Here is a 14,281-nt window from a genome sequence, read left to right as displayed (position 1 = left end):
GATTCATCATGTAGAGCGCATATGTGGAGTGATTAATTATCATGGTGTGATGATGAAAAAATAATTGATGGGCGTCATATATGTGATGGGCATGATCGTTAATTAGGCGTGCTTAATACCTGTTTAGTTTTCCCTTTGATGTCGGCTATTGCCTCGCTAGTATCTGGCTGGCGGGCGTTTTCAGTTGGGTATGCCTCCACAGTTTTCACTGCAGTGTTTTACTCTTTCCAGGTTGTGCAGGTGCCTTAGAAATGGCTAGCGAAAGGAAGCGGACAGCGAGTGTTGCCGAGCGATCAGCTGCTTTGGCCCACACCGGTCAGGGACTCGACAAGGCCAGTCTCATGGCCCTCCATCTCTCCCGATTGCTTGATTTATGGGCTTGCGGGCGTACCCACTCATTGCCGGTGGCGGCGCCTTCCAGGCTTACCTGCCTGTCACATCAATTGCCGTCTGTGAGTCGCGAGTCCGAGCCCATCAACGCGCGACTGCGTGAAGAAACGGGCGTTGGGTGATCGCCACTTAGTCCGAACAGTTCACCAATACCGCAAAAACAAATTTAGCGCTCGACGGTAATCACTGTCGTGGGCATTCGCTCGCGCTGAGCTTTGTGTGTCCATAAATTGAAACGGGTGAGAGATGAAAAATATAACAATTGTCGACAAGGCGACGGGGACGGCGACGGAACATGCCTTGGGAACTACCAGCCTCAAAGGCACCAGCATTGTAAAGTTGCCCTTCGGGCCGGAAAGCGTTCAGTCGTTTCAACAGTCCGGGCAGAATCTGGTAGTCACGCTGAAGTCAGGTGAGACCGTCACGGTTCAGAACTTTTTTGTGGTGGGCGCCGACGGTGCGAAAAACCAACTGGTGCTGGAAGGTGCAGACGGCACTTTGTTGCTCGGCAACTATTCCACGCCTTATTCGGGCTTCACCTTCACTGAGATTTCGACCCTCGACGACCTGGGTGTGGCCGCCATCGCCGCAGACAGTTCTGTTCCGAACTGGGTGCTGTGGGGGCTGGGGCTCCTCGCCGTGGGCGGCGCCGCCGCAGCAATGAGTGGCGGCGGCGGAGGCGGTGGTAACGATTCGCCACCCGCCGCTCCAGGAGCCGCAAGCGGTCTGGCCGTCAACAGTGCGGGCACGCTCCTCACCGGTAAAGGCCAGGGCGGTACGACGGTAACGGTCAAAGATGCCGCGGGTAATGTGCTCGGCACCAGCACTGTTGGCACAGACGGTAATTTCCAGGTCAGCCTGGGCACACCGCAAACCAATGGTGAAACGCTGCAAGTCACCCTCAAGGATGCCTTGGGCCAAGTCTCGCCGCCTGCAACTGTTGTCGCCGGTGACACCACGGCACCTGCCGCCGCTTCAGAGTTGGAGGTCAGCCCTGACGGTTTGACCGTCAGCGGCAAGGGCGAACCCAATTCCACTGTCACCATCAGCGACGCCGAAGGGAATGTGATTGGTACCGGCAAAGTGGGGGCCGACGGCAGCTTCCAGATCGACCTGAACACGCCGCAGACCAATGGTGAAACACTGCAGGTCACCCTTACAGATCCAGCGGGCCAAGTCTCGCCGCCTGCAACCGTTGTCGCCGGCGACACCACGGCACCTGCCGCCGCTTCAGCGTTGGAGGTCAGCGCTGACGGCTCGACCGTTAGCGGTAAAGGCGAACCCAATGCCACGGTGACCATAAAGGATGCCGATGGCAATGTAATCGGCACCGGCACGGTGGGGGATGACGGCAGCTTCCAGGTCACCTTGAACACGCCGCAGACTAACGGCGAAACGCTGAGCGTCATTCTCAAAGACGCTGCCGGCAATGAATCCCCTGCCAGCCCTGTGGTGGCGGGTGATACCACCGCACCTTCCGCACCGACCGACCTGGCGTTGAGCACCGACGGCGCAACGCTCAGCGGTAAAGGCGAACCCAATGCCACGGTGACCATAAAGGATACCGATGGCAATGTAATTGGCACCGGGACAGTGGGGGATGACGGGACCTTCCAGGTTACCTTGAACACGCCTCAGGTTAACGGTGAAACGCTTGCCGTCACCTTGACGGACCTTGCAGGGAATGAGTCTGTCCCGACTAACGTGGTCGCCGTTGATATTGATGACACCGACGCGGACGCGGACGCCGATGCCGATGCCGATGCTGACGCCGATGCCGATGCCGATGCTGATGCCGATGCCGATGCCGATGCTGATGCTGATGCTGATGCCGATGCCGATGCCGATGCTGATGCTGATGCTGATGCCGATGCCGATGCCGATGCCGACGCTGATGCTGATGCCGATGCGGACGCCGATGCCGACGCCGACGCCGATGCCGATGCCGATGCTGACGCCGATGCCGATGCTGATGCCGATGCCGATGCCGACGCTGACGCTGACGCTGACGCTGACGCTGACGCTGACGCCGACGCCGACGCTGATGCCGACGCCGATGCTGACGCTGACGCTGATGCTGACGCTGATGCCGACGCCGACGCCGACGCCGACGCCGATGCCGATGCGGATGCGGATGCGGATGCGGATGCTGACGCCGATGCCGATGCCGATGCCGATGCTGATGCCGACGCTGATGCGGATGCGGATGCGGACGCCGATGCCGATGCCGACGCTGATGCGGACGCCGACGCGGACGCCGACGCCGACGCCGACGCTGATGCCGACGCTGATGCCGATGCCGATGCGGATGCGGATGCGGATGCGGATGCCGACGCCGATGCGGACGCCGACGCCGATGCTGATGCGGATGCTGACGCCGATGCTGACGCCGACGCCGACGCCGACGCCGACGCCGACGCTGATGCCGATGCCGACGCTGATGCGGACGCCGATGCTGATGCGGATGCTGACGCCGATGCTGACGCTGACGCTGACGCTGACGCTGACGCTGACGCTGACGCTGACGCTGACGCTGACGCTGACGCTGACGCTGACGCTGACGCTGACGCTGACGCTGACGCTGATGCGGACGCCGATGCCGATGCCGATGCGGATGCGGATGCCGATGCCGATGCCGATGCGGATGCGGATGCCGATGCGGATGCCGACGCGGACGCCGACGCTGATGCCGATGCCGATGCCGATGCCGACGCGGACGCCGACGCCGATGCTGATGCTGATGCTGATGCGGATGCGGATGCGGATGCGGATGCGGATGCTGATGCCGATGCCGATGCCGATGCCGATGCTGACGCTGACGCTGATGCCGATGCCGATGCCGATGCCGATGCCGATGCCGATGCCGACGCCGACCTAGAAGCCTTCGACGACCTCGCCACAAGCGAAGTGACCATCAAACCCGTTACATCCAACACCAACCTGGCTGATATGCGTGTCTTCACCCTGCTGGGTGTTGGCGGGATCATCCTGGGCGATCACACCAAGGCGCAGGAGTTCACGGTTGCCGAAGGTTCCAGCGGCACGCTGAATCTGCAGTTTGCCCAGGCGGATCTGGTTTCGCTGCTGGGAGGCGGTTTCACCGCGGTCCTGGAGGTGAGCGACGGCGCGGGTGGCTGGTTGCCGGTTCAGCAGGGCAGTAACGGTTCGGGCTTGCTGGATCTGTTGGGCCTGTTCGGTCAAAGCACCACTGCCGAGATCGAAGGGCTGCAGGCCGGGCAATACCGCTTCACCCTCCAGCTGGACCCAAACCTGGTCAGCATCGGTGCGGGGGCGACGGCGGTATTGAGCGTCACCAACAACAGCCTGACTGATTTCACTGGCGAAGCCGGTCCCGAAGTCTCCGGCAACGTCATCACCGACCCGGGTGTGGGAGGCACTCCGGATGTGCCGGGCAACGGCGGGCCCGTCAAGGTGCAGGTCGAGGTCGGCGGTGAATTCGTCGATGCGGACGCCACTACCGGCACGGTGCTGCAAGGCCAATATGGTCAACTGACTATTTTTGCCAATGGTGACTACAAGTACACCCCGAACGGCGATGTCGCCAACATCGGCAAAGTGGATGCGTTCGAATACCACTTGGTCAATGGTGCGGGTGGTTCTGCCGCCGCCACCTTGTATGTGCGCATCGACAGCCCAAGTGTCGACGTGACCTGGAACGCAACAGACCCATCGGCTCCAGGCACGGTCAGCCCGGTAGCGAACGATGACCTGGGCTCGGCGCAGATAGCGATCGTCAACCTGGTGACAGAGAGCGACGCGCCGGCCTTGACCTACAACCTGCCGGCGATCGGCACGGGCTCGGGTACGGGCCAAGTCATAGTCGTCGCGGCCGACTCTACGGCTGTGTTGAAGGTCGATGTCAGCGCTTCCGGCTTGACCCTATTGCCGTCCACCACCGTCAATCTGCAAAAACTGATTGCAGGCCAATGGGAAACGCAACAGACCACCACCCAGTCGTCGCATACGTTCACCGGGCTGGACGCTGGTTCGTATCGGGTCACCGCATCCACAGGCTCGGTGCTGTCATTGTCGACCATCACGGTGGCTCAGACCTTGACCACCACCTTCACCACGCAATTTGTGGCCGGTGAAATGACCAACGCCACCGGCGACTTGTTGGCTGGCAGCCTGGCCGGGCCGGATGTGCTCGGCTCGCCATTGACGGTGTTGAGCGTGCTGGTAGCCGGGGCTTATGTGGTGCCTGGGCAGACGGGGGCGCAAGTCGTCGGTGACCACGGCACGTTGACCGTCTTTGTCGATGGCAAATACGTCTACACGCCGAATGCCGGCCTGACGCTGGATGAGATTGGCCAGGTGGATAAATTCACCTACAAACTCACCACGCCGACGGGTCAGGAAGAGACCGCAGACGTGTACATCCGCATCGACTCGCCAGACCGTGACCTGGTCTGGGACGACGCCAACCCGGGTGCGCCTGCCACAGAGGGTGTCGGCTTTGCCGCAGCCCTGGGGGCGGTGGATCAGACCACGGATGACGCCGCCAGCGTTGATGCTCAGCACCACGATGCGGTGGTGGTTGATGACACCGACTTCACCCACGTCGATGCGGGTGCGGGTGCAAACGGGTTGCTGTGGGAAGGGGGGGATGCTGCCATCAACCTCACCGACCTGATCGGCAAAGTCAGCGATGTACAGAGTATCGACCTGAACGATATCAGCGCCGTTGACCTGACGTTGAGCCTGGAAGACCTGGTGTCCATCACCGGGCCTGAGTCGGATCGCTTGATGATTCAGGGCGACGATCAGGACAGTGTGCACCTGACTGGCGACTGGACTGGCGGTGTGACGCAAGTAGAGAACGGTCTGGAGTACGTGATCTACACCAGTGCGGAAGATCAGGCCCATCAGCTTTGGGTACAAAGCGGCATCAACGTGGTGTAACGCCACTTCCCGATAACCGGGCCGCAATGCCCGGTTTTCCTTACCAACAAGCTTGCAGCGATGGGCCGTGACTGATGCCAGTCACGGTTCGTTGTTGTCCCCCTCCGGTTTGACAACAGTCAGGTGACTTGCAGTGAGGCATAAGAGTTTGGCCAACCAACTGTCTGCCACGGTTCTGGCAGTCGCAATGATCGCGCCAGGGATTGAGCCGGTCATGGCCACGTCGCTTTTCGACGATGAAGAACCCGTCAACATCATCAGCCCCAGCAACCTGGGCACGAATTTACCGGGAGGGCCAGCGGGCGTCAGCGCACCGGTGGCACCCCAGCGCAACATACCGAGCAACCTCGACCTCATGCGCGCCATTCAGTTGGCCGTAGAGTGGCACCCGGCGATTGCCGAGGCGATCGGCCAGCTGTACCAACAAAACGAGAACGTGAACATCGCCCGGTCCGGGTATTACCCGCAAGTCAGCGGTGGCTTCAATTCGGGCTATGACAGCGGCTTGAGTGGCAATGGCCAAAGCCGAGCGTTTTCGTTGTCGGCGTCGCAGATGCTTTATGACTTCGGCAAGGTTTCCAGCTCAGTGGACAGCGCACTGGCGCGGGTCAGCGGCAGCCAGGCGGCGATCCTGTTGTCGATTGACCAAGTGGCCCGCGACACCTCGTTTGCAATGATCGAACTGCAACGCTCGCAACGTTTGGTGACTGTGGCCCGCGAGCAGATCGAGGGAATTTCGGCGATTGCCGAACTGGCCAAAAAACGCAGCGACATGGGCGCCAGCACCCGTTCCGATTTGATCCAGGCCCGTTCGCGGGTCGAGGCGTCAATGGCCACCCAAATGCAGTTCACCGCGCAATTCAACCGCTGGCGCAGCGCCTTGAGCAGTTTGCTGGGGGCCCAGTCGCCGGTGAACGTGGCCAGCGGCTTTCCTGCCAGCCTGGAACAGTCCTGCGTGGGCGTGGTGCCCGATGCCGCCGTCACCCCCACGTTGCTGATCGCCCAGGCCCAGCGGGTCGATGCCTTGGCACTGATTGCACAGGCGCGTGCCGAAGCCTTGCCCACGGTGTCGCTGGACCCGTCCATCACGCACTACCTGGATAACAACGATGAAAGCAACCTGCCCGGCGGCCGCGATCGCACCCGCTATGGCGTGTTTCTCAACGTGAAGATGCCGCTGTACCAGGGCGGCGCAATCACCGCGCGCAAAACCGCCGCGCAGCAGGCGCTGCGCTCGGCCGAGGCGGCCAACGACGCCGCGCGGCTTGCCGTTCGCCAGGGTTTGCTCGAAGCCCGCGACCAGATATCAAGCTTGTCGCAACGTCTGTCGACCCTGGATTTTCGTGAGCGCAGCATCTCCGAAACCCGTGACCTTTATCGCCAGCAATACCTTGAACTGGGCACGCGGCCGTTGCTCGACTTGCTCAATGCCGAGCAGGAAATCCACCAGGCGCGCATGGATCGGGAAAACACGGCGGCAGACCTGCGTCGCCTGAATATCGATTGCCTCTACAACACGGGCGGGCTTCGCACGGCGTTCCATTTGGACAACAGCACCCTGCAGGGTGTGGAGATTCGGCCATGAATGAAGCCGTGAAACTGGATGACGACTTGAGTGCAGCGCCCCCACACCACACACCGCCGCCGACCTTTGATTACGAGGTATGGCTGGAGGCAATTCTTGGGGTGGCCCGCCATTACCGCCTGGAGTGTTCAGCGCAAAGCGTGCGCCTGGCAGCCCAATGGACCGACAGCGCGTCAGTGGAAGACGTGGTGCGGCGTATGGCGCGTCAGGCCGGGTTGAATTGCGTGATCGGCGACTTTAGCGCCGCAACCCTGATGCAGCGCCAGTTGCCGCTGGTGGTGCAGTTTGCGGATGGGCAGGTCGGTGTGCTGGAGCTCATCGGTGAGGATGACAGCATCGGCATCGCCTACAGCGGTGATGGCGGTTTGCAAAGCCGTCTGGGCCGCCGCGAATTGCTTGAGCAGGCACGCAAGACGGTGACTCTGCGGCCAATGCGCGCGGTGCGCGACACTCGCGTCGATGATTACATCAAGCCGTACCAAAAGAACTGGTTCAGTGCCATCGTGCTGCGCGACCTGCGGCCGTATGGCTACGTGATGCTGGCGTCCCTGGTCACCAGCGTACTTGGCCTCGCCGGCGTGCTCTTTTCGATGCAGGTGTACGACCGCGTTATTCCCGCCGAATCCATGCCCACCCTGTATGTGCTGTTCGGCGGCGTGATGTTGGCGCTGGTCTTTGATTTCATCATGCGCATCACCCGCGTGCGCATCACTGACATGCTCGGCAAACGCGCCGACCTGCGCGTCTCGGACCTGGTGTTCGGGCACGCCATCCGCCTGCGCAACAGCGCCCGACCCAAGTCCACCGGTTCGTTCATTTCCCAACTCAAGGAATTGGAACAATTGCGTGAACTGATCACCTCAAGCACGGCGACCGCACTGGCAGACCTGCCGTTTTTCCTGCTGTTTCTGGTGATCTATTGGTTGATCGCCGGTCCGTTGGTCGCTGTGCCCCTGGTGGCCGTGTTGTTTCTGGTGGTGCCGGGCCTGCTGGCGCAGAAAAAACTCGCGGCGTTGGCCACTGAGTCGATGCGCGAAGGCGCGTTGCGCAGCGCGATGCTGGTTGAAACCGTACAAGGCCTCGACGACATCAAGGCCCTGCAAGCCGAGCAGCGTTTTTCGCAGCAATGGAACCATTACAACGCCACGTGTGGCGATGCCAGCCTGCGCCTGCGCCTGCTCACCAATAAGTTGGTGGCATGGAGCAACAACGTCCAGGGCTCGGTGTTTGCCGTGGTCGTCGTATTCGGGGCGCCCATGGTCATGGCCAGCGATATGACCACCGGCAGCCTGGTGGCCGCCTCGATCCTGGCCTCGCGCATGATGGCGCCGATGTCGCAGATCACTCAGGTACTCACGCGCTGGCAGCAGGCCAAGGTGGCATTGCAGAGTTTGAACCGCATCATGGAATTGCCGGTGGACCACGCTGAAGGCAGCAAGCGCGTGCATTTACCGGTGGTGCGCGGTCACTACGTGCTCAAACAGGCGGCCTTCCAGTATTGCGATGAAGCGCCGGTGCCGGCGTTGTTGGTGGCGGATCTGCAGATCCAGCCGGGCGAGCGCATCGCCATTCTCGGCCGTAACGGCGCGGGCAAATCGACCTTGCTGCAGGCCCTGGCCGGGATGCTCGACCTCAAGAGCGGCAACATCAGCCTCGACGGGGTTGCCCTGGGCCATCTCGACCCGGCGGACGTGCGCCGGGATGTGGGGTTGATGACGCAAAACTCGCGTCTGTTCCACGGCACCCTGCGTGACAACCTGATCATGGGGGCGCCGCATGCATCGGATGAGGAAATCCTCCAGGCCCTGGCGGTAACCGGCGCCGCCGACTTCATCGGCAAATTCGCCGACGGCATGGACCACCTGATCCTCGAAGGCGGGCTCGGCCTCTCTGGCGGCCAGCGCCAATCGTTGCTGTTGTCACGCTTGATCATTCGCCAACCGCATATTGTCTTGCTCGACGAGCCCACCGCGTCCCTGGATGAAGCCACCGAGCGCCAATTGATTCAGAACCTGGATCGCTGGGCGGCCCATCGCACGCTGATCATCGCCACCCACCGCATGAGTGTATTGAGCCTGGTCAACCGCATCATTGTGGTCGACAACGGCCAGGTCATCGTCGATGACAGCAAGGACAACGCCATTGCACGGCTATCCAGACCCAAGGGGAAAAACCAGTGAAAACCCATGCGCTGAAAACAATCCCCCTGCTTGCCAGTGAAGACGAACACATCGGCCGCCCCCACGCGGGCGTGGATGACAGTACGGTGCTGCGCGCTACACGGGTGGTGGCGTGGGTGGCCGTCATGCTTGTCGCGTTTGGCGCCTGGGCCTACGTGTTTGAAGTGGACGAGGTGTCCACCGGCAGCGGCAAGGTCATTCCCACCTCCCGCGAGCAGATCATTCAGTCCCTGGAAGGCGGGATCGTCACGGAGCTGAATGTGGGGGAGGGCGATATCGTCAAACAGGGGCAGGTCCTGGCCAGGCTTGATCCGACCAAGACCGAATCCAACTTCGATGAAAGCGCTTCCAAGTACCGTGCGTCCCTGGCCAGCGTGGCGCGGTTGCAGGCGGAAGTGAACGGCAAGCCGTTGGCATTCCCAGCGGAGCTGTCACGTTACCCGGCGCTGATCAGCGCTGAGACCGATCTGTTCAACACCCGACGCAAAGGCCTTGAGGAATCCCTGGCCGGTGTGCGCTCTTCCCTGGGGCTTGTGCGCAGTGAGCTGGAGATTACCGAGAACCTGGCCAAGGTCGGGGCTGCCAGCAATGTCGAGGTGCTGCGCCTCAAGCGCCAGAAGGCCGAGCTGGAATTGAAACTCAGCCAGGCGCGCTCCGATTACCTGGTGCGCGCCGGTGAGGACCTGGCCAAGGTCAACGCGGATGTGCAGACGCTGTCGTCGGTGATGCGCGGGCGTTCGGATTCGGTAACCCGCCTGACCTTGCGCTCGCCGGTGCGCGGTATCGTCAAGGATATCGAGGTCACGACCATCGGCGGCGTCATCCCTCCCAATGGGCGGCTGATGCAGATTGTGCCGCTGGATGAACAGTTGCTGATCGAGGCGCGAGTCTCGCCCAGGGACATTGCCTTCATCCATCCCGACCAGATGGCCAAGGTCAAGATCACGGCCTATGACTATGCCATTTACGGCGGCATGGACGGCAAGGTAGTGACCATTTCGCCGGACACCATTCAGGACGAAGTCAAACCGGAAGTTTTTTACTATCGGGTGTTTATCCGCACCGATGCCGACACCTTGAAAAACAAGGCCGGCAAGACGTTCTCGATCGTGCCCGGCATGATCGCCTCGGTAGACATCAAGACCGGTCAGAAAACCGTGCTCGACTACCTGATCAAACCGATGAATCGGGCACGCGAAGCGTTGCGAGAACGCTAGGGAGGCAGGATGGGTAGAACGTTCGGCATCGGTGTGCTGTTCGGCCTGACGATGGTCTGTACGTCCTGGGCGCAGGCGTTCGATGAGGCGACGACCCCGCTGCGCTGGAATGCGCCCGCCGACCGCGCCACCTGCACTGAGCCGGGTTCGGCGCTGTGGGTCGAGATTGCCCGAGGCGATGCGTGCATTCGTTACTTCGCTGGCGGCGCCCTGGAGCGTGCGCCCGTGGTGATTGTGATGTTCCACGGTGATCGCACGAGCGAGATGCATCGTGCGCCGCAGGCGATTGCCGGCAACACCCTGGCCGCCAAAGTCAGCCAGGCCACGATGCTGACCAAGCGCGCGGGTGTGCCCCTGGTGATCGTAGCGCGCCCCGGCACCTACGGTTCCAGCGGCAACCACGGGCAACGGCGTCAGGCGCAGGAGTTCATTGTGCTCAATGGGGCGCTGGATCAGTTGCGCGAGCGCTATGGCATTGGGCAGTTCGTGTTGCTCGGGCACAGTGGTGGCGCTACGGCTGCCGCCGCACTGTTGACGCTGGGCCGTACCGACGTGAAATGCGCGGTGATGACTTCCGGTGCTTTCTCGCTGGTGCAGCGGGCGCAGATGATCCGCCAGAGCAAGGGCCTGCCTTCAAGGCCTGGGCGTGACACCAATGGGTTGCTGCACCCTTATGACCCGGCCCGGCACATCGATGGTATCGCCGTCGCACCCGCACGGCAGTTGTATGTGATTGGCAGCCCGGACGATCAGGTCGCACCGTTCGCCCTGCAGGAAGCTTTCTTCCAGGCACTGACGCGGGCCGGGCATCAGGCGCATTTGATCAAGGCCCAAGGCGTGCCGACGGCCTTTCACCAGTTGCGCCATGACATCGGGCTGAAGACGGCGGCGCAGTGCGCGGGCTAGGCCGGCACCACCTGTTCGCGTGAGCTCAACCAATCACACAGCTGCGACAGCCCCGTCCCGCCCGAGCTCTTGACCATGACCCAATCGCCAGGCTGAAACCACGGTTGCGGGTCGTTCGCCAGTGCCTGGTTCAGCGCCTTGGCATTCTCGAACCATTGCACTGGCAGCTCGTCACGCAACGACAGGTACAGCGCGTGCATCAACGGGCCGCACAGCACCACATGCCGTGGCGCCACCGCCCGCAAAGGCTCGGCCATCTCCAGGTGATAACGTTGGGCGTCGGCCCCGAGTTCGAGCATATCCCCCAGCACCAGCACACGGTGCTGCGGTGGGGCAGGCAGATCGGTCATTGAGCGCAGGGCGGCACTCATCGACCCAGGGTTGGCGTTGTAGGCATCGTTGATCAGTTGGAAGTGGCCGCCTGTGCAGGCGATTGACAAGGTATTGCCGCGGCCTTCGACGGGCATGAAAGTGTCCAGGGTTTCCAGCGCCTGCTCGACCGCAAGCCCGCGTGCAGACAGGGCCGCGAGTACTCCCAGCGCGTTGATTACCATATGCCTGCCGCGCGCCTTCAGACTGAAATTCAAGGGTTGCCCGGCAAGGAGTGCGTTGACGTTTACTTGATGGACTTCACTGTTCCAATCCAGCAAGCGCAGGTCGGCTTCGGGGTGCTCGCCGAAGCTGACCACGTGCAAGTGGGCCACCTCGGCGGCTTCGGCGAACAGCTCGTAGTAAGGCATGTCGCGACAGAGTACCGCGTGACCACCCGGGGCCATGGAGGCGAATATCGCGCTTTTTTTGCGCGCCAGGTTTTCCAGGGTTCCGTGATACTCCAAGTGCGCCGGTGCGATGCCGGTGACGACGGCGATCTGCGGGCGAACCAGCGCCGAGTTGATCGGCATACGCCCAACGGCCATTTCCAGCACCCAGAATTCTGCCGGCTCGGTCATGCTCGCCAGGTTCCAGGCAATGCCGTGGGGCAGGTTGGCGTTGGCTTCGGTCTGGCCCACGTTGCCCCAGGGTTTCAACGCCTGGGCAAGCATCGCCACCACAGTGGTCTTGCCGAAACTGCCGGTCACGCCAAACACTGTTCCACTGAAGTGCTGCCGGGCGTGGCGGCCCATCTGCAACATGGCCTCGCTGGTGTCGGCAACCTGCAATACCGGCAGCCCACTGCCCAGGTAGGGGGTGGGGTCTACACACAGGAAGGCTGACGGTCGACGTTCGGGTTTGGCCTGGGCCCAGCGTTGCGCCGATTGCGCTTCATTGGGGCCGACCCGGCTGGGATGGCGACTGAGGATCCGCTGCGGCTTGAAGAACTGCATGGAGGGCGTCAGCCCCGTTGCGCGCCAGCCGGGCGGCGGTGGGGTTGCCCACGTGCCCTGGGTGACTTGCGCCAGGGTATCTGCGTTCCAGGCTTGATCCACGCCGGTTTCGGCCTGGACCCAACTGACCTGAGGGGCACCATCAAGCAGATAACGGTGGTAAGCGATCAGCCCGGAAAGATAGTGTTCTACATCGTCGATCCGTACCCGGAACGCGTGATGACGAATAAAGAAGGCCCCGGCGATGCGCGCCGGGTTGGCAAAATACATCGCCAGTTCCGGCCAGAAATAGCCATTGAGCAGATAGCGGGCGCGATGATGCAGCGCGCGGTAGAACGCGTGCAGATCAATCTCTTCAAGCAGGTGGCGCAGTGATGGTTGCCGGGCGATGCGTGTCAGCATCTGCTGCGCTGCCATCATCAACTCCAGCAACGTCGGAAAGGTGGTGATGCGTTGCTGGACGAACCCCAGATAGCCGGCGACGTTGTTCAGGCCAAAGCGAAAATATTTTTCGTCAGGTCGGTAGCGGGTCAGTTCGTTCACGCAGTAGCTGAGCCAATGGTCATGCTCGCGCCAGTGCTCTTTCTCGATGAAATAATCGAAGGCTTTTTCCACCACGGCCAGCCAGCGCTCGTTGTGGGTCAGCCCATAGAGGCGGATCAACCCGAAAGCGGCCTCGCCATCGTAGTAGATAACCCTGAAGGGCTCTTTGACACTCAGGTCATGGGCATGCAAAACGTGCACAAACGCCCCGCTGACAGGATCCTGCATCCAGGCCATGCCGTTGGCGAGGGCTTCAAGAAGCGGTAGGTAACGGCGAGTGCCGGTGACTTCGCTGTACTTGACCAGTGCCAGCAGGCACACCGCATTGCCGCCCAGCTTGATCTCGTTATCGGTGTCGATGAGAAACGCCGCCACGCTGCCATTGGGCAGCAACGAGGGTCTGATCAGTACCTCGGCGAGGTGATTCAGCGAGCGCTCGATCGCTGCCTTGAGCTGTTCATCGCCGGTCAGTGCCCAGGCCTCGATCATCGAGTATGTGGTGCTTGCGTGGCGCAGCGTGTTGTAGTTTTTGATGGTTCGGTCAAAGCAGGGGAAGTAGCCGTAGATAAATTGCCCGCTGTCTTGCACCTGTGTGCTCAGGTAGCTGGATGCGCTGCTTATACACGCCCGAACATCATCAGGTGCGAGCACTCCCAGGGCACGCCAGCCGGTTTGCGGCCCGCTGCTGTTAAGGGGGTGGGCGATGCCATCTTCGGCGCAGAACACACCGATGGTGTTGAAGGTGAACACGCGGGTTTCGGGGGCAAGCGCTGCCACGATGGCTGCGGCCTGTGAGCCGCTGAACCGCCGCTTGGCATAGGTGACGAAGTTATTGGTGTTGAAGGTCGCGTGGGCAATGTCGCTGCCGCCGTACAGGATGGCATTGGCATTCAATTCCTGTTCGGTGATTGCCAGCTGCATATCGGCATCGAATGCAAGGCCGTGCCTGAAGTAGTTGCGCTTGTGGCGCTTGAGGCGCTCACTGAACTGTTCCCAGGTTATTGGCGCCACGTTGAACGCACGTTCGACGCGGATCCATGAACGATCGGTTTTATCAGACCCTTGGCGTGGAGCGTGGGAGCAGAGACGTTCGAGTTCAAGCTCACCCAATCGCCAGGCAGTTTCGAAGTTGTCAGCGGTAATATGAAAAACCACCGCACGGTAGGTACTATCACTTATTGAAAAAAATAAAGTGCAGGTGTGCGGGGCGTC

The 14,281-nt window shown here is 61.5% G+C and carries 6 protein-coding genes; 5 read left to right on the top strand and 1 reads right to left on the bottom strand.

The genetic code is table 11. The features are described from left to right. The first annotated feature begins 636 nt into the window (after positions 1-636). From PSEBG33_RS29620 to PSEBG33_RS04645, 5 genes are all read left to right on the top strand, one after another. Positions 637-5,313 (top strand): BapA/Bap/LapF family large adhesin, encoded by a 4,677-nt coding sequence (locus PSEBG33_RS29620; protein ID WP_005791380.1) that lies wholly within the window; start codon positions 637-639, stop codon positions 5,311-5,313. Between the two features lie 187 nt (positions 5,314-5,500). Next, entirely contained in the window at positions 5,501-6,898 is a 1,398-nt protein-coding gene (locus PSEBG33_RS04630) for a TolC family outer membrane protein (protein WP_050549390.1), read from the top strand. Further along, entirely contained in the window at positions 6,895-9,078 is a 2,184-nt protein-coding gene (locus PSEBG33_RS04635) for a type I secretion system permease/ATPase (protein ID WP_005791377.1), read from the top strand. Before PSEBG33_RS04630 ends, PSEBG33_RS04635 begins: the two co-directional genes overlap by 4 nt. Positions 9,079-9,128: 50 nt before the next feature. Continuing rightward, on the top strand, positions 9,129-10,295 hold the full coding sequence (locus PSEBG33_RS04640) for an HlyD family efflux transporter periplasmic adaptor subunit (protein WP_032803970.1): 1,167 nt from the start codon (positions 9,129-9,131) through the stop codon (positions 10,293-10,295). Between the two features lie 51 nt (positions 10,296-10,346). Next, positions 10,347-11,201 carry an alpha/beta hydrolase gene (locus tag PSEBG33_RS04645; protein ID WP_157264231.1) on the top strand — a complete coding sequence of 285 codons (855 nt, stop codon included), beginning with the start codon at positions 10,347-10,349 and terminating at the stop codon, positions 11,199-11,201. On the opposite strand, the gene PSEBG33_RS04650 is transcribed toward PSEBG33_RS04645, so the two are convergent. Beyond that, positions 11,198-14,080 carry a UDP-N-acetylmuramoyl-tripeptide--D-alanyl-D-alanine ligase gene (locus tag PSEBG33_RS04650; protein ID WP_232289396.1) on the bottom strand — a complete coding sequence of 961 codons (2,883 nt, stop codon included), beginning with the start codon at positions 14,078-14,080 and terminating at the stop codon, positions 11,198-11,200. The two genes, PSEBG33_RS04645 and PSEBG33_RS04650, sit on opposite strands and share 4 nt — an antisense overlap. Positions 14,081-14,281 lie beyond the last annotated feature (201 nt).

The sequence above is a fragment of the Pseudomonas synxantha BG33R genome, from assembly GCF_000263715.2.
In the GTDB taxonomy this organism is placed as follows: Bacteria; Pseudomonadota; Gammaproteobacteria; order Pseudomonadales; family Pseudomonadaceae; genus Aquipseudomonas; species Aquipseudomonas synxantha_A.
The sequence above is the reverse complement of the archived record's forward strand: the minus strand, read 5'-3'. Positions and strand labels throughout refer to the sequence as shown.

What these genes read in the sequence shown, in the direction of transcription:
- PSEBG33_RS29620 (WP_005791380.1), top strand. Translation starts at nt 637, where the DNA reads ATGAAAAATATAACAATTGTCGACAAGGCGACGGGGACGGCGACGGAA.
- PSEBG33_RS04630 (WP_050549390.1), top strand. Translation starts at nt 5,501, where the DNA reads ATGATCGCGCCAGGGATTGAGCCGGTCATGGCCACGTCGCTTTTCGAC.
- PSEBG33_RS04635 (WP_005791377.1), top strand. Translation starts at nt 6,895, where the DNA reads ATGAATGAAGCCGTGAAACTGGATGACGACTTGAGTGCAGCGCCCCCA.
- PSEBG33_RS04645 (WP_157264231.1), top strand. Translation starts at nt 10,347, where the DNA reads ATGGTCTGTACGTCCTGGGCGCAGGCGTTCGATGAGGCGACGACCCCG.